The organism is Streptomyces griseobrunneus, assembly GCF_046713465.1.
GTDB classification, from domain to species: Bacteria; Actinomycetota; Actinomycetes; order Streptomycetales; family Streptomycetaceae; genus Streptomyces; species Streptomyces microflavus.
This window is the reverse complement of sequence record NZ_CP177080.1, coordinates 3,603,300-3,625,278: the sequence shown is the minus strand read 5'-3', so window position 1 is coordinate 3,625,278 and position 21,979 is coordinate 3,603,300. Positions and strand designations below refer to the sequence as shown.

The following is a 21,979-nucleotide window of genomic DNA, read 5'->3' as shown; positions in this document are numbered from 1 at the left end:
GATTGTCATGGCCGCTGCAACTGATCCTCTGCCCGATCTCCTCATCGCCATCCCGGCGGTGATCCTGCTCTGCAAAATCGGCGCGCGCCTCGTCCGCGGGGCGGGCCAGCCGCCGGTGGTCGGCGAGATAGCCGTCGGCCTGCTGCTCGGCCCCTCGTTCCTGGGGTGGCTGTGGCCCGGCGCGCAGGCGTGGCTCTTCCCGCCGTCCTCCCTCCCCTATCTGGGGCTGCTCGGCAACCTGGGACTGCTCATCTTCATGTTCCTCGTCGGGCATGAGATCCAGCTGGGCTCGCTCCGCGCCCAGAGCGGTACCGCCGCGCTGGTCTCCATGGTGAGCGTCGCCCTGCCGCTGGGGCTCGGCACGCTCCTGGCTCTCGGTATGTACGACTCCTTCGCGCCCGAGGGCGTGGACCGGCTGCCGTTCGTCCTGTTCATCGCGGTGGCCATGAGCATCACGGCCTTCCCGGTGATGGCCCGGATCCTGGCGGACCGGGGGATGTACCGGACGCGGGTGGGTGTGCTGGCGCTGGCCTGTGCCGCGTTCGACGACGTCACCGCCTGGTGCCTGCTGGCGGCGGTGGTCGCCGTGTCGGCGGCCGGCTCCCCGATGGAGGCGGTCACCACCGCGCTGTTCGCGGTCGGCTTCGCCCTCTTCATGTTCGGTGTGCTGCGGCCGGTGCTGGCGCGGCTGACCGCCCGCGCCGAGCGGACGTCCACCGACAGCCTGGTGCTGGTCCTGCTCTTCAGCGGCCTGTGCCTGAGCGCCCTGGCCACGGACCTGATCGGGGTGCACGCCCTGTTCGGCGCCTTCATCTTCGGTGCGGTCACGCCGCGCGGCAGCCGGGTCATCGAGTTCCAGGCGGCGCGGCTGAGGGCCTTCTCCGTTCCCGTACTGCTTCCACTGTTCTTCGTCACCACGGGGCTGCGGGCGGATGTGTCGCTGCTGGCGGCGGACCCGGTGCAGTGGCTCTGGGCCGGGGCGGTCCTGGCGGTGGCGGTGCTGGCGAAGTGGGGCGGCGGGACCGGGGCCGCACGGCTCTCCGGCCAGTCGTGGCGGGACGCGATGTCGATCGGGGCGCTGATGAACTGCCGCGGGCTGACCGAGCTGATCGTCCTGAACGTCGGGCTCGGCCTCGGGGTGATCGGCCAGGACCTGTTCACGATCCTCGTGCTGATGGCGCTGATCACCACCGCCGCGACCTCGCCCGCGCTCAACCGGATCCGCAAGGGGATGCCGGAGGAGGAGCTGGAGGTGGAAGGGAGGCCCGCCGACGAGCCGGCGGACGACTCCCGGCAGCCGGACGGAACGCCGGACGCCGTGGGCGCCCGGGCCGGGGGAGCGGGCCCCACCTCCTAGAGTGCTTGGATCTCTGATGGTTCCCAGCTTGATAGTTAGGCAGGTTGACGATAGCCTTTTCTCACGCCGGACCCATGCAGGGAGAGGGAAGAGACGATGGGCGACTTCAAGAACCTCGACATGACGATGATGTTCGCCATCCACGACGCGCTCCGCCGCGAACTGGAGCGCATCGCACGGATCACCTCCCGGGTGGACGAGGACCCGCGGCACGTGCTGAGCACCGCGGTCGGCTGGGAGCTGTTCAAGAAGTTCCTCACCGCCCACCACACGTCCGAGGACCTCACCGTGTGGCCGGCGATGTACAAGGCGCTGGGCGGCCGGGACGCGCAGGCCGAGATCGCGCTCCTCGACGCGATGGAGGCCGAACACGCCGTCATCGACCCGCTGCTGACGGACATCGACGCGGCCCTGGCCGACCGCGACGCGGGTGCCGAACGCCTCGGCGGCCTGGTCGACACGCTCCATACCGACCTCCGCGCCCACCTCGACCACGAGGAGCGGGAGGCGCTCGCGCTCATGGACCTGACCATGAGCCCGGAGGAGTGGACGGCCTTCAGCGTCGAGCAGAAGAACCGGATCGGCAGCGATGCCAACCGCTACCTCCCCTGGCTCCTGGACGACATCGACGCCGCCCGGGTCGCCACCATCCTCGGCAAGCTCCCGCCGCCTCTGCGCGCCGCATACGAGACCGAGTGGCGGGCCGCCTACGAGGACCTGGACATCTGGGCCGTCAAGGACGCCGCCGGACGCTGAACCCCGTCCCCCGGGCCGGCCCGTCCCGCTCCTGGGGCCGGGAGGGGCCGGACCCACCTCCCCGAATCACCTCTGGAGACGTTCATGTCTATGCAGGACAGAACCGAAGCCGCTCCACCGGGAACCGGCACGCCCCCGGGCTCCGCCGCACCGGCCCCGTCCGGTGACAAGCTCGGACTCGCGCTGGCGGTCATCGCGGCCGCCCAGCTCATGCTCGTCCTCGACAACACCATCGTGGCCGTCGCCCTGCCGAGCATGCAGAACGCGCTGGGCCTCTCCGACGCCAACCTCGGCTGGGTCATCACCGCCTACGCCCTGGCCTTCGGCGGACTGCTGCTGGCCGGTGGCCGGGCCGGCGACCTCTTCGGCCGCCGCCGGGTCTTCCGTACCGGACTCGTGGTCTTCACCCTCGCCTCGCTCCTCGGCGGCCTCGCCGGCAGCGGCGAGGTGCTGCTCATCGCCCGTGTCCTCCAGGGCGTCGGAGCCGCGATCGCGGCACCCACCGCCCTCTCCCTGCTGGCCTCCACCTTCCCGGCGGGCCCGGCGCGCAACAAGGCGCTCGGTGTGTACGGGGCGATGGGCGGGCTCGGCTCGGTCGTCGGCCTGCTCCTCGGCGGGGCGCTGACCGAGTTCCTCAGCTGGCGCTGGGTCATGTACATCAACATCCCGATCGCCATCGCGGTACTCATCGGGACCAGCGTCCTCAAGGAGGGCGAGCGCGACCGCGGCAAGGTCGACGTGCCCGGCGCGCTCACCGCCACCTTCGGCTTCGGCTCGCTCGTCTACGGCATCAACCGGGCGGGGGAGAAGGGCCTCGGCGACTCCACCACCCTGATCGCCCTGGCCGTCGCGATCGTGCTGATCGTCGCCTTCATCGCCATCCAGCGCTCCAGCCGGGCCCCGATGGTGCCGGGCGCCGTCCTGGCCGACAAGAGCCGCGCCGGAGCCAACGCGGTGATGTTCCTGGTCGGTGCGGGCATGTTCGCCACCTTCTACTTCCTGACGCTCTACATGCAGATCGTCAAGGGGTACGAGCCGATGATCACCGGCCTCGCCTACCTCCCCTTCGCCATCGGGATCGGCATCGCGGCCGGCGGCGTCGGGCCCCAGCTGCTGGCCAAGGTCCCCGAGCGCTCGGTCATCGCCGTCGGGCTCGTCATCGGTATCGCCGGCATGGTCTGGCTCAGCCTCCTGGAGCCCGGCCAGAACGCCTTCGCCGTCCTGCTCCCCGCCCAGCTGGTCTGCGGGTTCGGCCTCGGCCTGGTCTTCGTCACCGTCACCATCATCAGCGTCCGCGGGGTCTCCCCGGAGGACACCGGGATCGCGGCGGGCCTGATCAACACCAGCCAGCAGATCGGTGGCGCGGTCGGCCTCGCCATCCTCGCCGCGACCGCCTCCGTCATCACCGAGGGCAGGCTGCCCGGCGACCGGTCCGAAGCGCTCACCACCGGCTACTCCTACGGGCTCCTCATCGGCGGCGGCATCTACCTGGCCGCCCTGATCGTGACCCTGGGCACCATCAAGGCCACGGCTCCGCAGTCGCAGCCTCACTAGCGGACCGGCCGCGGCCCGCCCGAGCGGGCCGCCGCCGGTTCTCCTCCGCCCCGCCCGGGCCCCTCCCTCCCTCCGGGCGGGGTCAGGCGCGTCCGGAGGGAGGGAGGGGCCCGGGCGTCCGGGCCCGGTCCGGCCGGGGCCGGCCGCCGTATACTCGGTTACCCGGTTCCGAAGGGGAGATGACGATCGTGCGAGGCGAGCCCGACGCGACGCGAGGCCCCATCTCGGAGACCGAGGCCACGGCCGAGGTGCCCGGCGTACTCCCGGAAGGGCTCACCGGATTCATCGGCTACCTGCTGCGCCGCGTGTTCGCCCAGTTCACGACCTTCGCGGACGGCCCCGAGGACGGCTCCCGGGACTTCCTCGTCCTGGACGCGCTGACCGGCGGCGACTGGGTCTCCCAGCTCGACCTCGCCGAGCGCCTCGGCATCAACCGCACCATCATGGTCGGCGTCATCGACCGCCTGGAGGGCCGCGGCCAGGTGCTCCGCACCCGTAACCCGGACAACCGCCGCCAGTACATCCTCTCCCTCACCGACGAGGGCCGCTCCGCCGTGGAGGCGGGCCGCCGCGCGGTCGCCGAGCGGGACGCGCGGCTCACCGCCGCCCTCACCCCGGAACAGGTCACCCGCCTCAACACCCTCCTGGCCCGGCTGCTCCCCCAGGGCACCCAGGACCTCGTGCAGGGCACCGAGCACCTCGTCGAGCAGGCCCACCACCGGCTGCGCAGGCTCGGCGACGAGAAACTGGCCGGGACCGGCCTGCGGGTCCGCCACTACGGGCCGCTGTCCATCCTCGCCACCCACGGGCCCTGTCCGCAGCAGCGGCTGGCCCAGGAGCTGGCCATCACCGGGCCCGCGACCTCCCAGCTCGTCGACGAGCTCGTCGACGGCGGGATGGTCCACCGCGGGCGCGACCCGCACGACCGGCGCCGGCACGCCCTGGAGCTCACCGAGCTCGGGCACACCCAGCTGAAGGCGGTCGCCGAGGCCGTCGACCTGCTGGCCGCGGACACCGCCGTACTGCTCGGCCCCGGTGGCGAGGACGAGCTGAGGGCCCTGCTCGTCCAGCTCCTCGAACCCGCCCACCCCGGTGTCTCCGAAGCGGCCGGAAGGCGTGGCTGAGCCCCGTCCGGCTCGCCCTTAACCTGCCTTTTCCCAGCGGGGGTTGACCGCCCGCACAATTCCTGTCACGCTTTCTTCAGCGGTTCAGTCGTGCCGTTTTACGGGCTCCTCCCCAAGGCCATTCAAGGCCACCGGAAGGGCCCGTTTTTTGTGCCCTCTTTTCGCACCGGATCGCACCCCACCTGACGAAGGAGACGGCCCGTGGTCACCCAGACGAACGAAAGGCCCAAAGGAGCGGACGGCATACCCCAGGAAGCGACGTACGACGTCATCATCCTGGGTTCCGGTATCGCCGGATCGGTGACCGGAGCCATTCTCGCGAAGCACGGAGCCAGGGTTCTTCTCGTCGACGCCACCACCCATCCGCGTTTCGCGGTCGGTGAGTCGATGACCCCCCAGCTCGTCGAATGGATCCACATTCTCGCCGAACGCCACGACCTCCCCGAACTCAAGAGCCTGGCCAGCGTGAAGCAGACCACCCTGGACATCGCGCCGACCTTCGGGACCAAGGCCCACTTCGGCTTCATGAAGCACGAGGTGGGCCAGGAGCCCGACCCGCGCGAGGCCACCCAGCTGGCGCTTCCCAAGATCTTCCATCAGAACAGCCACATGTTCCGGCAGGACAGCGACTCCTTCATGTTCCACGTCGCCGTGAAGTACGGCTGTGTGGCGAAGCAGAGCTGGCGGGCGAGCGACGTCGACCTCGACGACGACGGCGTCACGGTCACCGGCCGCAGCGGAGCCCCCGGCGCGGAGCCCGAGTCGTTCCGCGCGCAGTACGTGGTGGACGCCTCCGGGTTCCGCTCGCCGCTGGCCCAGAAGTTCGACCTGCGTGACCAGCCGGCCCGCTTCAAGCACCACTCCCGCTCCATGTTCACGCACTACGTGGGCGTGAAGCGGTTCGACGACGTCAGCGGCCACCCCAAGGAGCTGCGGCCGCCGGCCGACTGGCACACCGGCACGATGCACCACCTCATCGAGCGCGGCTGGTTCTGGATCATCCCGTTCGACAACCACAAGGACTCGCGCAACCCGCTGTGCAGCGTCGGCCTGACCATGGACGAGCGCACCTACCCCAAGCCCAAGGACCTCACCCCTGAGCAGGAGTTCGAGCTCTTCCTCGACAAGTACCCGGCGGTCAAGCGGCAGTTCGTCGGTGCGAGCAAGGTCCGGGAGTGGGTGTCGACGGACCGGCTCCAGTACTCCTCGAAGCAGACCATCGGCGACCGCTGGTGCCTGATGTCGCACGCGGCCGGCTTCCTGGACCCGCTGTTCTCCCGGGGCCTGTCCAACACCCTCGAAGTGGTCGACGCCCTCACCTCCCGGCTGCTGGAGGCCTTCAAGGACGGCGACTACTCGGCAGAGCGCTTCGAGTACGTCGAGCGCCTGGAGCAGGGCCTGCTCCAGTACAACGACGAGATCGTCAACAGCTCGTTCATCGCCTTCTCCCACTTCCGCCTCTGGAACGCCGTCTTCCGGGTGTGGGGCTCCTTCATCACCCCGGGCACCATGCGCCTGACCCGGGCCCGGCTGAAGCACTTCAAGGACAAGGACCAGCGCCACTTCCGGGAGCTGGAGCAGAACGACTACCCCGGACTGTGGTGGCCGCAGAGCGACAAGTTCAAGATCCTCCTCGAAACGACGGCGGAGGCCTGCGAGAAGTACGAGGCGGGCGCCCTGACCGGGGACGAGGCCGCGGACATCATCTTCAAGCTCCTCGACGAATCGCCCATCGTCAATCCCGTCTTCGGCTGGAAGGACGAGAACAAGCGGTTCATCCATCCGTCGGTCGCGACCATGGCCCGTTTCCTCTACTGGGCGTCGGTCCAGGCTCCCCCGGAGATGAACAGCGTCGGACGGGAATTCCTCCTCGGCATCGTCAAGGCCGGGTCCAAGGTGCGAAAGCTTCTCTAGGCACGCGCGCACGCACGCTCCGAGACCAGCAGCCGATCAGGAAAGGGATTGCCCATGTCCGCAGCGCGCTCACTGACCCACAGCCAGGTGAAACAGCCGATAGCACCGAAGGAATTCCGCCGGATCTGCGGCCTTTTCGCAACCGGGGTGACGGTCATCACCGCCGGAACCGAAGGCGAAGCCGAAGGAACGACGGTGAATTCCTTCACCTCGGTCTCCCTCGACCCGTCCCTGGTCCTTTTCTGCCTGCACAAGGAATCGCGGATGCACGCCGTGATCGGCCGGCACGGGACGTTCGCCGTCAACTTCCTCGCGGGCGGCCAGCAGGAGCTGGCCCGGGCCTTCGCCGCCCGCCGTCCGGAGGGGTTCCACGGCGTCCCGCACCACTTCGCCCCCGACGGCCCGCCGGTCCTCAGCGAGGCCCTGGCGTATCTGACCTGCTCCACCGTGGCCGTGCACTCCGGCGGGGACCACGACATCGTGGTCGGCGAGGTGCTGGAGCTGGCCGCGCCGGGCAGCGAGCAGGAACCGCTGATCTTCTTCGACGGGACCCTGGGGCCCCTGGAGTCCATGGGCGGCCGCTTCGGCCAGGCCGGACCCCAGGACCCGGCAGCGAGCCCGGCCCGGGCCGGCTGACATGCGTAAGGTGCTCATCGCCAACCGTGGCGAAATCGCTGTCCGCGTTGCTCGGGCGTGCCGGGATGCGGGGATCGCGAGCGTGGCGGTCTACGCCGATCCGGACCGGGACGCGTTGCATGTCCGGGCGGCCGACGAGGCGTTCGCGCTGGGCGGTGACACCCCGGCCGCCAGTTATCTGGACATGGCCAAGGTGCTGCAGGCCGCCGAGGATTCCGGGGCGGACGCGATCCATCCGGGGTACGGGTTCCTGTCGGAGAACGCCGAGTTCGCGCAGGCCGTCCTGGATGCGGGGCTGACGTGGATCGGGCCGCCGCCGCAGGCGATCCGGGACCTGGGGGACAAGGTCGCGGCCCGTCATATCGCGCAGCGTGCGGGTGCCCCGCTGGTGGCCGGTACGCCGGACCCGGTGTCCGGCTCCGGTGAGGTGGTGGCGTTCGCCGAGGCCAACGGGCTGCCGATCGCGATCAAGGCCGCCTTCGGTGGTGGCGGGCGGGGGCTGAAGGTGGCCCGGACGCTGGAGGAGATCCCGGAGCTGTACGACTCCGCCGTCCGCGAGGCGGTTGCCGCGTTCGGGCGGGGCGAGTGCTTCGTGGAGCGCTATCTCGACCAGCCCCGGCACGTGGAGACCCAGTGCCTGGCCGACACCCACGGCAACGTGGTGGTCGTCTCGACCCGTGACTGCTCGCTCCAGCGCCGTCATCAGAAGCTGGTGGAGGAGGCCCCGGCCCCCTTCCTGTCCGCCGAGCAGAACGAGGAGCTGTACGCGGCGTCCAAGGCGATCCTGAAGGAAGCCGGCTACGTCGGCGCCGGCACGGTGGAGTTCCTCGTCGGGGCGGACGGGACGATCTCGTTCCTGGAGGTCAACACCCGCCTCCAGGTCGAGCACCCCGTCACCGAAGAGGTCACCGGTATCGACCTCGTGCGGGAGATGTTCCGTATCGCCGACGGTGAGGAGCTCGGCTACGGCGACCCGGCCGTGCGCGGGCACTCCTTCGAGTTCCGTATCAACGGCGAGGACCCCGGCCGCGGGTTCCTGCCCGCCCCGGGCACGGTGACCACGTTCGCCCCGCCGACCGGCCCGGGTGTCCGCCTCGACGCGGGCGTCGAGACCGGGTCCGTGATCGGGCCGGCCTGGGACTCCCTCCTCGCCAAACTCATCGTCACCGGCGCCACCCGGCAGCAGGCACTCCAACGCGCCGCCCGCGCGCTCGCAGAGTTCCAGGTCGAGGGCATGGCCACCGCCATCCCCTTCCACCGCGCCGTCGTCACCGACCCCGCCTTCACCTCCGCCCCCTTCACCATCCACACCCGCTGGATCGAGACCGAGTTCACCAACACCATCGAGCCGTTCGGCACACCGGCCGAAGCGACCGACACGGAATCCGCCCGTGAACGGATCGTCGTCGAAGTCGGCGGCCAGCGCCTCGAAGTGGTCCTGCCGTCCTTCCTCGCCCTCGCCCGGACCGCCCCCGCACCGGCCGGACCCGTCAGGTCCCGGCCGCGCGGCGGCGGAACGCGTACGGCAGCGGCCTCCGGCGACACCCTCGCCTCCCCGATGCAGGGCACCGTCGTCAAGGTGGCCGTGGAGGAGGGCCAGAAGGTCGAGGAGGGCGAGCTGATCGTCGTCCTGGAGGCCATGAAGATGGAACAGCCCCTCACCGCCCACCGCTCCGGCACCGTCAGCGGGCTGCCCGCCACCGGGTCCACCGTGTCGACGGGCGCCGCCATCTGCGACATCAAGGACTGAGGGCACACCCCATGTCCCCACTGACCTACACCGATGCCGTGGGCGGAGCCCTGGAGCGGCTGCGCGGAGTCGGGTTCGAGCACGGGCCCCGGTTCGTCAACCACGCGCCGATGGCGGCCGAGGCGTTGGCTTACATGGGGTACGCCGACGACGTACCCCGCTGGGTCGACCGGAACCTCCGCACCCACACGTACCACGATGTCCCCGACGCCCGGTGGGCGATCGACCCGGCGGACGCGGACGACTGGCGGTCAGCGCTCGGCGACTTCAGCCGGGTGGCCGACTGGACCGCCCTCTTCGAGCGCGAACTGGCCCTGGCCCCTTGGCCGGAGGTGCTCGCCCGGTGGTGGCCGCGGCTGCTGCCCGGGATGTCGGGCGTCCTCACCCACGGGGTCATCAGGACCGCCCACGCGGTCCGGGCCATCTCCAGGTCTGGGGAGGAGAACCTGGCGTACCGGCAGGAGTTGGCGCAAGGACTCGGCTACTGGGCCGCGCGGTACGCGAGCCATACGCACGGCATCCGGCCGGGCGACGAGTACCCGAGCACGGGCGAGGGCGATGAGTACCCGCGTACGGGCGACGACGACCGGGATTCGCGTACGGGAGACGGCGAGCAGGATCCGCGTACGGGCGACGGTGGCGGGGATCCGCTTACGGGCGACACCGACAGGGCGGCCGCCGCGCTCGACGGGCTGGTGGCCGAGTACGCCGGTATCTACGCCTCCGCACCCCAGCGCCACCCCGTGCCGCTGATCCACTCCATCACCGCCCCGGCGGCCGTCCGCCTGGTCGTCGAGCATCTGCCGGCCGCCCAGCGCCGCCCCTCGTACCTGGTCGCCCGGGACGTCAGCGCCTCGATGCTCGACTGGTTCTCCACAACTCCGTTGACACCGCGCCCGGTCGGGTTCGGCGGCGTCCCGGACCTCGGCGAGGTATTCGCCACCGCCGTCGCCATCGGCGACGAGCACGCCATCAAGCTCGCCGAGGTCGCCGTACGCCACCAGGCACTCGCCCCCGACCCCCGCCTCGCGGCGGCCGCCCACGCGGCGAACCAGGGGCTGGCCCGCTTCCGCAGGTGAACCGGGCGGGCACCCCCTGACCCGTTTCCGCGGGTGATGCGGACACCTCTCTTCACGCGCACCGCAGGACCCGTCCCCCCGCCCCTCGGCGGGATGTCACGAGGAGGACCGATGGACGCACAAGTGATCGTCGCGGGCGCGGGCCCGGCCGGCATGATGCTGGCCGGTGAACTGCGCCTCGCGGGCGCCGATGTCATCGTGCTGGAGAAGCTGGCGGCACGCACCGGGGAATCCCGTGGCCTGGGCTTCACCGCCCGGACCATGGAGATCTTCGACCAGCGCGGCCTGCTCTCCCGCTTCGGGGACATCGAGATCAGCAACGTGGGCCACTTCGGTGGCCTGCCCGTCGACTTCGGGGTCCTCAGGGGCGCCCACCAGGCGGCCAAGACCATCCCGCAGTCCGCCACCGAGACCGTGCTGGAGGAGTGGGCGACCCAGCTCGGCGCGGACATCCGCCGCAGCCACGAACTCCTCTCCGTCACCGACAAGGAGGACTGCGTCGAGGTCGAGGTGCGGGGGCCGGAAGGCGTCCACACCCTGCGCGCCGACTACCTGGTCGGCTGCGACGGCGGCCGATCCACCGTACGCAAGGCCGCCGGGTTCGACTTCCCCGGCACCGCCGCGACCATGGAGATGTTCCTCGCCGACGTCAAGGGCATCACCCTCGCCCCGCGCATGATCGGCGAGACCCTGGCCGGCGGCATGGTGATGGTCGGCCCGCTGCCCGGCGGCACGACCCGGCTGATCGTCTGCGAGCGCGGCACCCCGCCGCAGCGCCGCGAGACGCCGCCGAGCTGGCAGGAGGTCGCGGACGCCTGGCAGCGGCTCACCGGCGACGACATCTCGCACGCCGAGCCGGTCTGGGTCTCCTCCTTCGGGGACGCGACCCGGCACGCCACCGAGTACCGGCGCGGCCGGATCTTCCTCTCCGGCGACTCCGCCCACATCCACCTGCCCGCGGGCGGGCAGGGCATGAACACCAGCATCCAGGACTCCGTGAACCTCGGCTGGAAGCTGGCGGCGGTCGTCCGGGGCCGCGCCCCGGAGGCGCTGCTCGACACCTACCACGCCGAGCGGCACCCCGTCGGCAAGCGGCTGCTGATGAACACCCAGGCCCAGGGGCTGCTGTTCCTCAGCGGCGCGGAAGTACAGCCCCTGCGCGACGTCCTGCACGAACTCATCCGCTACCCCGAGGTCAGCAAGCACTTCGCGGCCATGGTCGGCGGCCTCGACATCCACTACGAACTCGACGGCGGCGCGCACCCGTTGCTCGGCCTGCGGCTGCCGCACGTCCCCCTCGAAGGGCCCGGTCAGCCGGCGTCGAGCACCGAGGCCCTGCGCCGCGGCCGGGGCGTGCTGCTGGACCTGGCCGACAACGCCGAGCTGCGCCGCCGGGCCGCCCCCTGGGTGGACCGCGTCGACCTCGTCACCGCCACCGTGCCCGGCCCCACCGCCGGCTGCCTCGGGGACACCAGCGCCCTGCTGCTGCGCCCCGACGGCCATGTGGCGTGGGCGGCGCCGGGCAGCTTCGCCGATCTGCCGATGGCGCTGGACCGCTGGTTCGGCCCCGCGCGCTGAACCCTCCACGGCCCCCCGGGGCCGCCCGACACCTTACGGAGACCCCATGCACAGCACGTTGATCGTGGCCCGGATGAACCCCGGCTCCAGCCAGGAGGTAGCCCGGCTCTTCCGCGACTTCGACGGCAGCGACATGCCGCACCTGATGGGCACCCGCCGCCGCCAGCTCTTCTCCTACCGCGACCTCTACTTCCACCTCCAGGACTTCGACACCGACAACGGCGGCGAGCTGATCGAGGCGGCGAAGACCGACCCGCGCTTCCAGCGGATCAGCGACGACCTCAAGCCGTTCATCGAGGCGTACGACCCGGCGACCTGGCGGTCCCCGGCCGACGCCCTCGCCACCCGCTTCTACGACTGGGAGGGACGAGGGTGAACGCCCGGCGCGAGGTCATCACCGGGGCCCGGCGGGTGGTCATCACGGGGGTCGGCGTCACCGCCCCCGACGGCATCGGGGCCAAGAGCTTCTGGAGCCTGCTGAGCGAGGGGCGCACCGCGACCCGCGGCATCACCTTCTTCGACCCCTCCGCGTTCCGCTCCCGGGTCGCCGCCGAGATCGACTTCGACCCGGAGGCGCACGGGCTGAGCCCGCAGGAGATCCGCCGGATGGACCGGGCCGCGCAGCTGGCGGTCGTCACGACGCGGGAGGCGGTCGCCGACAGCGGCCTGGACCTGACCGCGCTGGACCCGTACCGCACGGGCGTCACCATCGGCAGCGCGGTCGGCGCGACGATGGGCCTGGACGAGGAGTACCGGGTGGTCAGCGACGGCGGCCGGCTCTCGCACGTGGACCACACCTACGCGGTCCCGCACCTCTACAACTACCTGGTGCCCAGCTCCTTCGCCGCCGAGGTCGCCTGGGCGGTCGGGGCCGAGGGCGCCGCGACCGTCGTCTCGACCGGCTGCACCTCGGGCATCGACGCGGTGGGGCAGGCGGTGGAGCTGATCCGTGAGGGCTCCGCCGATGTGATGGTGGCCGGGGCGACGGACGCGCCGATCTCCCCGATCACCCTGGCCTGCTTCGACGCCATCAAGGCGACGACCCCCCGCAACGACGACGCCGAGCACGCGTCCCGGCCGTTCGACGGGACCCGTAACGGGTTCGTGCTGGGGGAGGGGTCGGCGGTCTTCGTCCTGGAGGAGCTGGAGAGCGCGCGCCGGCGCGGGGCGCACATCTACGCCGAGATCGCCGGGTACGCCTCGCGCTGCAACGCCTTCCACATGACGGGCCTGCGCGCGGACGGGGCGGAGATGGCCGAGGCGATCACCGTGGCGCTGTCCGAGGCCCGGCTGAACGCCGAGGCCGTCGACTACGTCAACGCGCACGGCTCCGGCACCAAGCAGAACGACCGCCACGAGACGGCCGCGCTGAAGAAGAGCCTCGGCGACCACGCGTACCGCACCCCGGTCTCGTCGATCAAGTCGATGGTCGGGCACTCGCTGGGTGCGATCGGGTCGATCGAGATCGCCGCGTCCGTCCTCGCCATGGAGCACCACGTGGTGCCTCCCACGGCGAACCTGCACACCCCGGACCCCGAATGCGACCTGGACTACGTGCCGTTGACGGCGCGTGAGCACCGTACGGACACGGTCCTGACCGTCGGCAGCGGCTTCGGCGGCTTCCAGAGCGCCATGGTGCTGGCCCGGCCGGAGAGGAGAGAGTCATGAGTACGGGCACGCGTACGGGCGCCCCGCGTGCGGTGGTGACGGGGCTCGGCATCACCGCCCCCAACGGGCTCGGCACCGAGGCCTATTGGGACGCGGTCCGGGTCGGCAAGAGCGGCATCGGCCGCATCACCCGCTTCGACCCCTCGCAGTATCCGGCGCGGCTGGCCGGGGAGGTGCCGGGGTTCACCGCGTCCGAGCATCTGCCGAGCCGGCTGATGGCCCAGACCGACCACATGACGCGCCTGGCCCTCGTCGCCACCGACTGGGCGCTCGCGGACGCCGGGGTGGTCCCGGCCGACCTGCCCGCGTACTCCATGGGCGTGGTCACCGCCAGCTCCTCCGGCGGCTTCGAGTTCGGCCAGGGCGAGCTGCAGAAGCTGTGGGCCGAAGGCAGCCAGTACGTCTCCGCGTACCAGTCCTTCGCCTGGTTCTACGCGGTCAACAGCGGCCAGATCTCGATCCGCAACGGCATGAAGGGCCCCAGCGGGGTCGTCGTCTCGGACCAGGCGGGCGGCCTGGACGCGCTCGCCCAGGCCCGGCGCCAGATCCGTAAGGGGACCAGCCTGGTCGTCTCCGGTTCGGTGGACGCCTCGATCTGCCCCTGGGGCTGGGTCGCCCAGCTCGCGGGCGGCCGACTCGCCACCGGGGACGACCCGGACTCCGCGTACGTCCCCTTCGACGCGGCCGCCGCCGGGCACGTCCCCGGCGAGGGCGGCGCCATCCTGATCATGGAGGACGAGGCGGCGGCCCGGGAGCGCGGTGCCACGGTCTACGGACACATCGCCGGGTACGGCTCCACCTTCGACCCGGCCCCCGGCTCCGGCCGCCCGCCGGGGCTCCGCAAGGCCATCGAACTGGCCCTGAACGACGCGGGATTGGTGCCGGGCGACATCGACGTGGTGTTCGCCGACGCGGCGGCGGTCCCGGAGCTCGACCGGGCGGAGGCCGAGGCTCTGAACGCCGTCTTCGGGCCGCGCGGGGTGCCGGTCACCGCGCCGAAGACGATGACCGGGCGCCTCTACTCGGGGGCCGCGCCCCTCGATGTGGCGACCGCCTTCCTCGCCATGCGGGAGGGGCTCGTCCCGGCCACCGTCAACGTCGAACCGGACCCCGCCCACGAGCTCGACCTGATCACCGGGCAGCCCCGGGTGCTCCCGGTCCGCAACGCCCTGGTGCTCGCCCGGGGGCACGGCGGGTTCAACTCGGCGGTCGTGGCGAGCGCGCTCTGAATTCCCGTCCCAGCAGTTGAGAGAGAAAGCGGAAGCAGACATGGACAACAACCAGACCTTCACCCTGGAGAGCCTCAAGCGCATCCTGCGCGAGGGGGCCGGCGCCGACGAGAGCGTCGACTTCGACGGCGACATCCTCGACGCGGACTTCGAGGAGCTGGGGTACGAGTCCCTGGCGATCCTGGAGACGTGCGGGCGGATCGAGCGCGAGTACGGCATCACGCTGGACGACTCGGTGGTCAGTGACGTGCGGACGCCGCGCCGCATGGTCGAGGTCGTGAACGAGCACCTGGGGCAGACGGCACCCGCCTGACCGGCCCCCGGAACCTTCCACGGCGCCCGCACCCGCACTTCCTGAACCCATCCCGTACCCCTCGCATCTCCGAAGGAGCAGTCATGCCCGGAAACGACCGACCCGTCGCCCTCATCTCCGGCGCCACAAGCGGCATCGGCCTGGCGGTGGCCCGGCTGCTGGCCACCCAGGGGCACCGCGTCTTCATCGGCGCCCGTGACGCCGAGAACGTCGCCGCCACCGTCAAGTACCTGCGCGAGGAGGGCCTGGAGGCCGACGGCACGGTGCTCGACGTGCGCTCGCCGGACTCCGTGGACACCTTCGTGCGGACGGCGGTGGAACGGTTCGGCACGGTCGACGTCCTCGTCAACAACGCGGGCCGCAGCGGCGGCGGGGTCACCGCCGACCTGGACGACGAGCTGTGGAACGACGTCATGGAGACCAACCTCACCAGCGTCTTCCGGCTGACCCGGGCCGCCCTGAACACCGGCGGCATGCGCCACAAGGACCGCGGCCGGATCATCAACATCGCCTCCACGGCGGGCAAGCAGGGCGTGGTGCTCGGCGCCCCCTACTCCGCCTCCAAGCACGGCGTCGTCGGCTTCACCAAGGCGCTCGGCAACGAGCTCGCGCCCACCGGCATCACCGTGAACGCGGTCTGCCCCGGGTACGTCGAGACGCCGATGGCGCAGCGTGTACGGGCCGGCTACGCGGCCGCGTACGACACGTCCGAGGACGCGATCATGCAGAAGTTCACCGCGAAGATCCCGCTCGGCCGCTACTCCACGCCCGAGGAGGTGGCGGGCCTGGTGGGCTACCTCGCCTCCGACACGGCGGCCTCCATCACCGCGCAGGCGCTCAACGTCTGCGGCGGCCTCGGCAACTTCTGAGCCGCGCCCCCACCCGGAAGACGACCTGAGTTCCACGACCCCCGAGGAGATGAAGAGCATGACCGACTCCCGACCGCGCGAGGTGGAGCACGAGATCACGGTCTCCGCCCCGGCCGCGGAGGTGTACCGGCTGATCGCCGAGGTCGAGAACTGGCCGCGGATCTTCCCGCCGACCATCTACGTCGACCACATCGAGCGCTCCGAGGGCGAGGAGCTCATCCGGATCTGGGCCACGGCCAACGGAGAGGCCAAGAACTGGACTTCGCGCCGCTTCCTGGACCGCGAGGCGATGCGCATCACCTTCCGCCAGCAGGTCTCGACCCCGCCCGTCGCCACGATGGGCGGCACCTGGATCATCGAGCCGCTCTCCGCCACCGAGTCGCGGATCCGGCTCCAGCACGACTACACCGCCGTGGACGACGACCCGGCCGGGCTCGCCTGGATCGAGGAGGCCGTCGACCGCAACTCGCTCTCCGAGCTGGCCGCCCTGAAGACCAACGTCGAACTGGCCACCGCTTCGGAGGAGTTGACCTTCGCCTTCGAGGACACCGTCGAGATCGCCGGCTCCGCCAAGGACGCCTACGACTTCATCAACGAGGCCGGGCTCTGGTCGGAGCGGCTGCCGCACGTGGCGGTCGTCCGGCTCACCGAGGACAGCCCCGGCCTCCAGACCCTGGAGATGGACACCCGCGCCAAGGACGGCTCCGTGCACACGACGAAGTCGTACCGGGTCTGCCTGAACGGCGAGAAGATCGCGTACAAGCAGACCACCCTGCCCGCCCTGATGAACCTGCACACCGGTGTCTGGACCTTCCGGGAGACCGGTACCGGGGTCGCCGCCACCTCGCAGCACACCGTGGTCATCCGGGCCGAGAACATCGAGAAGATCCTCGGGCCGGAGGCGGACGTCGCGCAGGCGCGGGAGTACGTGAAGGCGGCGCTCAGCACCAACAGCCGCGCCACTCTCGGCCACGCCAAGGACTACGCCGAAGCGCGGCGCTGACGCCGTGCGGGCCCCCGTCACCACGGAAGCGGACGCGGTCATCACCGCGGACGCCGACATGGAAGCGGTCATGGACACCGATGTCGTCGTCGTGGGCGCGGGCCCCGTCGGGCTGATGCTCGCCGGGGAGCTGCGGCTCGGCGGCGCCGACGTGATCGTGCTGGACCGGCTCGGCGCCCCGACGACCGAGTCCCGCGCCTCCACCCTGCACGCCCGCACCATGGAGATCCTCGACCAGCGCGGGCTGCTGGACGAGATCGGAACCCCGCCGGACGAGCCCATGGGCCACTTCGGCGGCCTCCCGCTGGACCTGCGGCTGCCGGGACCGTACCCGGGGCAGTGGAAGGTCCCGCAGACCCGTACCGAAGCTGTCCTCGGAGCCTGGGCCGTCCGGCTCGGCGCCGAGGTGCGGCGCGGCCACCGGGTCACCGGCCTGGAACAGCACCCGGACCGGGCCGTGGTCGAGGCGGCGGGGCCGGGCGGTGTGCCGGTACGGATCACGGCCCCGTACGTCGTCGGGTGCGACGGCGAGGAGTCCACCGTGCGCCGGCTCGCCGCCATCGCGTTCCCCGGGAACGACGCCGAACGGGAGCTGATCCGCGCCGACATCGCCGGAATCGACATCCGCGGCCGCCGCTTCGAACGGCTGCCGCGCGGGCTGGCCATCGCGGCCCGCAGGCCCGACGGCGTCACCCGGGTGATGGTCCACGAGTTCGGCCGTACGCCCCGCGCCGCCGAGGCCTGCTTCGCCGACATCGTGGACGCCTGGCACAACGTCACCGGCGAGGACCTGTCGGCCGGAACCTCCTTGTGGGTCAACGCGTTCGGCGATGTCTCCCGGCAGGCCGGGCGCTACCGCCACGGCCGGGTCCTCCTCGCCGGGGACGCCGCCCACGCCCAGATGCCGATCGGTGGCCAGGCCCTCAACCTGGGCCTCCAGGACGCGGTCAACCTGGGCTGGAAACTGGCGGCGGCGGCCCGCGGCCGGGCCCCGGCCCGCCTGCTGGACTCGTACCACGAGGAGCGGTACGAGGTGGGCCGCCAGGTCCTCTCCAACATCCGCGCCCAGGCCCGGCTGCTGCTCGGCGGACCGGAGGTCACGGGCCTGCGCTCGGTGATCGGCGAGCTGCTCCCGTACGAGGCGGTACGGGCCAGGCTGGCCGGGATGGTCAGCGGCCTGGACATCCGGTACGGCGGGTCGCTGACGGACGCGGGGCGGCCGGGCGGCGGCCCGCACGGGTCGGCGGGGTGGAGGCTGCCGCCGATATCCCTCAACCTACGCCCGTCCGGGGGCCTTTCGGTGTACGGCCCCGAATCCGAGGGTTCGCCCGTGCATACGGCGGCCCTGCTGCGGGGCGCCCGCGGGGTGCTGCTGGTGACGGCGGACGAGGAGGAGCGGCGGGAGCTGCTCACGGGGGTGGCCGGGCCGTTCGGCCGGAGCGTGGACGCCGTGACGGTGTTCCGGCCGGCGGGCGGGCCGGGAGATCCGAGCGGGCCGGGGGAACCGGGCGATCCGGCTGAGGTGTTCGACGGCGTGGACGCGGTCCTGGTCCGGCCGGACGGATACGTCGCCTGGGCCGGTACATCGGCAGCGGGCCTCGAAGCGGCGCTCGCCACCTGGTTCGTACGGGACGCCCAGCGCGCGCAGCCCTCCCCGGAGTCCCCGGCCTCCCCACCCCCGCCGGTCACCTCGAAGACCGCGCCCACCCAACAACACAACGCCCCACGCACCACCCCACACACCAGGTCACACATCGTCAGGAGAGAGAACATGGGCAAGCTCACCGGAAAGACGGCGCTGGTCACCGGCGCGAGCCGGGGCATGGGCCGGGCCACCGCCGAACGGCTGGCACGGGAAGGGGCGCTCGTCGCCGTCCACTACGCGACCGGCGCGGACGCGGCGGCCGAGACCGTGGAGCGCGTCGAGAAGGACGGCGGACGCGCCTTCGCGGTCCAGGCCGAGCTGGGGGCGCCCGGCGGCGTCCACGAACTCTTCCTCGGGCTCGAAGAGGGCCTCAAGGAGCGCACCGGCTCCACGGAGCTGAACATCCTGGTCAACAACGCCGGGGTGATGGGCGGGGTCGCGGCCGAGGACACGACCCCCGAGCAGTTCGACCGCATCTTCGCGGTGAACGCGAAGGCGCCCTTCTTCATCATCCAGCGGGCGCTGACCAACATCCCCGACGGCGGCCGGATCGTGAACATCTCCTCCGGCCTCACCCGGTTCGCCAACCCGGACGAGATCGCCTACGCGATGAGCAAGGGCGCCGTCGAGATGCTCGCCCTGCACTTCGCCAAGCTCCTCGGCCCGCGCAACATCACCATCAACTCCGTCGCGCCCGGCATCACCCGCAACAGCAACCCGGTCTTCGACATCCCGGAAGCCGTCACGGCCATGGCGGGGCTCTCCACCTTCAACCGGGTGGGCGAACCCGAGGACGTCGCCGACGTCATCGCCTTCCTGGTCTCCGACGACGCCCGCTGGGTCACCGGTTCGTTCGTCGACGCGAGCGGTGGCACCCTGCTGGGCTGACCCCCACCGTCCCCCCTTTTGCCCGCCTTTCCCGTCTCCGCCTCTGCCGACCCGCAGGAGCCGCCGGATCATGACCAGCTCTCCCCTCCTCCCTTCGCACACCGCACCCGCTCCGGCGCACGCCCGTTGGAGCCCCCGGATGTGGGGGCTGCTGGTCGTGCTCGCCGGCAACATGCTCATCGACGCGCTCGAAGTGTCCGTGGCGCTCGTGGCGCTGCCCGCGATCGGCACGGACCTCGGTGCGCCCCTCACCACGATGCAGTGGACCATCACCGGATTCGCCGTCGGTTTCGGCGGCCTGATGCTGTTCGGCGCCCGTGCCGTGGCGCTGCTGGGGCGGCGCCGGGTCTACCTTGCCGCCCTCGTCGGCTTCGCCGCCGCCTCACTGGTCGGCGCCCTCGCCGAGGACCCCTCGCTCCTCACCGCCACCCGGGTGGTGAAGGGCTTCTGCGCGGCGCTGACCGCTCCGACCGGGCTCGCGATCATCGCGACCGCCTTCCCCGAGGGCCCGCAGCGAAACCGGGCCCTCTCCGTGTACACCCTCTTCGGCGCCGGAGGATTCACGGCAGGACTTCTGCTCTCCGGCTGGCTGACCGGCTTCAGCTGGCGGCTGACATTCGCCTTCCCGGCCCCGGCGGTCCTGGTGCTGTTCGTCCTGGGGCTGCGGCTGATCCCGGGGGCGGGGGAGGAGGACGGAGGGGGGCCGCCACCGGGCACGGGCGGCGGCGGGGCGGGCCGGCCACCCGGCATCACTCCCGGCGGCGGGGCGGGCCGGCCACCCGGCATCACTCCCGGCGACGGGGCGGGCCGGCCACCCGGCACCACGGCCGGCAACCAGTCGGGCCGCCCGCCCCGCCCACCTCTCCGGCGTTACGGCTTCGCGAGCGCGGCCGCGTTCCTGGCCGGCCTGCTCGCCCTGGTCCAGGGCATCACCTCCGTACCCGCGCACGGCTGGGCCGACCTCCGCTCGACCGGGCTGCTGGCCCCGGCCGCAGGACTGCTCGCCCTCTTCGTCGCCCTCGAACGTGCCTCTGCCCACCCACTCATCCGCTTCGAAGCCCTCCGCAGCCGCGCGATGATCCGCTCGGCGCTCGGCGCGGCCTGCCTCAACGGCTCCTACCTGGGGCTGCTGTTCGTCCTGACCCACCAGCTCCAGAGCCTGGCGGGCTGGTCCCCGCTGCGGACCGCGGCCGCCTTCCTGCCGGCCGCCGCTCCCCTCGTGGTGACCGCGCTGTTCTCCGGGCGGATCGTCGCCCGCTTCGGCGCACCGCGTCTGATCGCCGCCGGGGCGCTCCTCCCGTTCGCCGGGTACCTGCTGCTCCTGCGCACGCCCTGGCCACCGGCGTACGCCACCGGAATCCTGCCCACGATGCTGCTGGTGGGAGCCGGGTTCGTGCTCTCCTTCGCCGCGCTGAACAGCCAGGCGACCTCCCAGCTCCCGCCCGCCGAAAGGGGCGCGGGCAGCGGCCTCTACCAGACCGCCGTGCAGGTGGGCGCCGCGCTCTCGGTGGCCCTCGTGGCCGCGCTGATCACCGGGTCCGCGCCACCGGCGGGGGCGGCCCCGGCCGAGTTCGCCGAGGCCTGCCGCCCGGCGCTGACCCTGGTCGCCGCGGTCGGCGGCCTCGGCCTGCTCACCGCCCTCACCGGCCTGCGCTCCCGGAGTACGGGACCGCCCTGACCGGCCGCGGGGAGCGCGGGCCCACCGCACGTACGCCCCCGCCCCGGCCCTCGGACCCCAGGGACACCCATGGACACCGCGCACGCCCCCGCCCCCGATCCTGTCCCCACCCGTCCCGCCCCCGGTCACGTGGACGTCTGGCTCGTACGCCCGCCGCTGCCCGGCCGTCCGCCCGCAGACCACCACGCTCCCCGGCCCCCCGGACTCAGCACCGCTCTCCGGCCCCCCGGACTCAGCGCCGCCGAACTCCGGCGCGCGGCCTCCTTCGCGCGTCCTGCCGACCGGGCCGCCTACGCGACCGCGCACACGGCGCTGCGGCAGCTGCTGGGCGGCTACCTCGACCGGCCGCCTTCCGCCCTCACGTTCGTACGGGAGCCCTGTCCCGGCTGCGCGGGGCCGCACGGCCGCCCCGCCGTGGTCCAGGCCGGCGGCGGACCGCCCCTGCACTTCTCCCTGGCGCACAGCCGGGGTCTGATCGCCGTCGCGGTCGCCCCGCGCGTGATCGGGGTCGACGTCGAACGGCTGCCGTCCCTGGAGACCGTCGAGGCGTGCGCCCGCGCACTGCACCCCGGGGAGCAGGCGGAGCTGGCAGCCGCGCCGCCGGGCGAGCGCCGGGCGCACTTCGGCCGGCTGTGGACCCGGAAGGAGGCGTACCTCAAGGCCCTGGGCACCGGCCTGTCCCGCCACCCGCGCACCGACTACCTGGGCTCCGACCTCCGTCGCAGGCCCGCCCGCTGGGCGGTCCTGGACCTGCCCGCCGGGCCGGAGCACGCGGCGGCGATCGCGGTGCCCGGCGACCGCCCGGACCACGTCACCGTCCGGTGGCTGCCCGCCGAACTCCCGTACGGCGAAGGCGCCCCGGGCGCGAACCCCGGCAGCACGGTCACCCGAAGCCCACGTTCCGGCAGCACGATCACCCGAAGCTCACGTTGAGGAGC

19 protein-coding genes are annotated in these 21,979 nt (G+C 72.1%); 18 read left to right on the top strand and 1 reads right to left on the bottom strand.

All coding sequences use genetic code 11. From position 1 onward, the window contains the following. The first annotated feature begins 7 nt into the window (after window positions 1-7). The 5 genes from ACK8N7_RS16480 (at window position 8) to ACK8N7_RS16460 (ending at window position 6,705) form a co-directional block, all read left to right on the top strand. Window positions 8-1,357 (top strand): cation:proton antiporter, encoded by a 1,350-nt coding sequence (locus ACK8N7_RS16480; protein ID WP_403217980.1) that lies wholly within the window; start codon window positions 8-10, stop codon window positions 1,355-1,357. 96 nt (window positions 1,358-1,453) lie between these two features. Next, the gene (locus tag ACK8N7_RS16475; protein ID WP_403217979.1) at window positions 1,454-2,113 is read left to right on the top strand and encodes a hemerythrin domain-containing protein; all 660 of its coding nucleotides are present in this window, start codon (window positions 1,454-1,456) and stop codon (window positions 2,111-2,113) included. A gap of 84 nt (window positions 2,114-2,197) precedes the next feature. Further along, entirely contained in the window at window positions 2,198-3,667 is a 1,470-nt protein-coding gene (locus ACK8N7_RS16470) for an MFS transporter (protein WP_500442969.1), read from the top strand. 179 nt (window positions 3,668-3,846) lie between these two features. Further along, window positions 3,847-4,791, top strand: a complete 945-nt coding sequence (locus ACK8N7_RS16465) for a MarR family winged helix-turn-helix transcriptional regulator (RefSeq protein ID WP_403217977.1) — start codon at window positions 3,847-3,849, stop codon at window positions 4,789-4,791. 201 nt (window positions 4,792-4,992) lie between these two features. Beyond that, window positions 4,993-6,705, top strand: a complete 1,713-nt coding sequence (locus ACK8N7_RS16460) for an NAD(P)/FAD-dependent oxidoreductase (protein WP_500442967.1) — start codon at window positions 4,993-4,995, stop codon at window positions 6,703-6,705. Here the strand turns inward: ACK8N7_RS16460 and ACK8N7_RS16455 are convergent. After that, a complete protein-coding gene (locus ACK8N7_RS16455) occupies window positions 6,702-6,914 on the bottom strand; it encodes a hypothetical protein (protein ID WP_403218050.1) in 213 nt (70 codons plus the stop codon). The genes ACK8N7_RS16460 and ACK8N7_RS16455 overlap by 4 nt on opposite strands. On the opposite strand from ACK8N7_RS16455, the gene ACK8N7_RS16450 reads away from it, so the two are divergent. From ACK8N7_RS16450 to ACK8N7_RS16390, 13 genes are all read left to right on the top strand, one after another. Next, a complete protein-coding gene (locus ACK8N7_RS16450) occupies window positions 6,853-7,341 on the top strand; it encodes a flavin reductase family protein (RefSeq protein ID WP_403218046.1) in 489 nt (162 codons plus the stop codon). The two genes, ACK8N7_RS16455 and ACK8N7_RS16450, sit on opposite strands and share 62 nt — an antisense overlap. A 1-nt stretch (window position 7,342) precedes the next feature. Further along, window positions 7,343-9,091: an acetyl/propionyl/methylcrotonyl-CoA carboxylase subunit alpha gene (locus ACK8N7_RS16445; protein WP_500442965.1), complete on the top strand. Its 1,749-nt coding sequence runs from the start codon at window positions 7,343-7,345 to the stop codon at window positions 9,089-9,091. Between the two features lie 11 nt (window positions 9,092-9,102). Continuing rightward, on the top strand, window positions 9,103-10,170 hold the full coding sequence (locus tag ACK8N7_RS16440; RefSeq protein WP_500442963.1) for a hypothetical protein: 1,068 nt from the start codon (window positions 9,103-9,105) through the stop codon (window positions 10,168-10,170). Window positions 10,171-10,281: 111 nt separating this feature from the next. Then, on the top strand, window positions 10,282-11,748 hold the full coding sequence (locus tag ACK8N7_RS16435; protein ID WP_403217062.1) for an FAD-dependent monooxygenase: 1,467 nt from the start codon (window positions 10,282-10,284) through the stop codon (window positions 11,746-11,748). Between the two features lie 46 nt (window positions 11,749-11,794). After that, window positions 11,795-12,124, top strand: a complete 330-nt coding sequence (locus ACK8N7_RS16430; RefSeq protein ID WP_403217060.1) for a TcmI family type II polyketide cyclase — start codon at window positions 11,795-11,797, stop codon at window positions 12,122-12,124. After that, window positions 12,121-13,416: a beta-ketoacyl-[acyl-carrier-protein] synthase family protein gene (locus ACK8N7_RS16425; RefSeq protein ID WP_403217058.1), complete on the top strand. Its 1,296-nt coding sequence runs from the start codon at window positions 12,121-12,123 to the stop codon at window positions 13,414-13,416. Before ACK8N7_RS16430 ends, ACK8N7_RS16425 begins: the two co-directional genes overlap by 4 nt. Continuing rightward, window positions 13,413-14,645 carry a ketosynthase chain-length factor gene (locus ACK8N7_RS16420; protein ID WP_500442960.1) on the top strand — a complete coding sequence of 411 codons (1,233 nt, stop codon included), beginning with the start codon at window positions 13,413-13,415 and terminating at the stop codon, window positions 14,643-14,645. The genes ACK8N7_RS16425 and ACK8N7_RS16420 overlap by 4 nt, the downstream gene beginning before the upstream one ends. Window positions 14,646-14,685: 40 nt before the next feature. Continuing rightward, complete coding sequence (locus ACK8N7_RS16415) at window positions 14,686-14,958, top strand: acyl carrier protein (RefSeq protein WP_015610255.1); 273 nt, start codon at window positions 14,686-14,688, stop codon at window positions 14,956-14,958. An 83-nt stretch (window positions 14,959-15,041) separates the two neighbouring features. Then, window positions 15,042-15,827, top strand: coding sequence for a 3-oxoacyl-ACP reductase FabG (fabG, locus tag ACK8N7_RS16410; RefSeq protein WP_500442958.1), 786 nt, complete (start codon window positions 15,042-15,044; stop codon window positions 15,825-15,827). Window positions 15,828-15,885: 58 nt separating this feature from the next. Next, a complete protein-coding gene (locus ACK8N7_RS16405; RefSeq protein ID WP_319348275.1) occupies window positions 15,886-16,830 on the top strand; it encodes an aromatase/cyclase in 945 nt (314 codons plus the stop codon). A 58-nt stretch (window positions 16,831-16,888) separates the two neighbouring features. After that, the gene (locus tag ACK8N7_RS16400; RefSeq protein ID WP_500445762.1) at window positions 16,889-19,363 is read left to right on the top strand and encodes an SDR family oxidoreductase; all 2,475 of its coding nucleotides are present in this window, start codon (window positions 16,889-16,891) and stop codon (window positions 19,361-19,363) included. Window positions 19,364-19,433: 70 nt separating this feature from the next. Beyond that, window positions 19,434-21,041 (top strand): MFS transporter, encoded by a 1,608-nt coding sequence (locus ACK8N7_RS16395; protein ID WP_500442957.1) that lies wholly within the window; start codon window positions 19,434-19,436, stop codon window positions 21,039-21,041. A 69-nt stretch (window positions 21,042-21,110) separates the two neighbouring features. Next, on the top strand, window positions 21,111-21,974 hold the full coding sequence (locus ACK8N7_RS16390) for a 4'-phosphopantetheinyl transferase family protein (RefSeq protein WP_500442955.1): 864 nt from the start codon (window positions 21,111-21,113) through the stop codon (window positions 21,972-21,974). The last annotated feature ends 5 nt before the right edge of the window (window positions 21,975-21,979 follow it).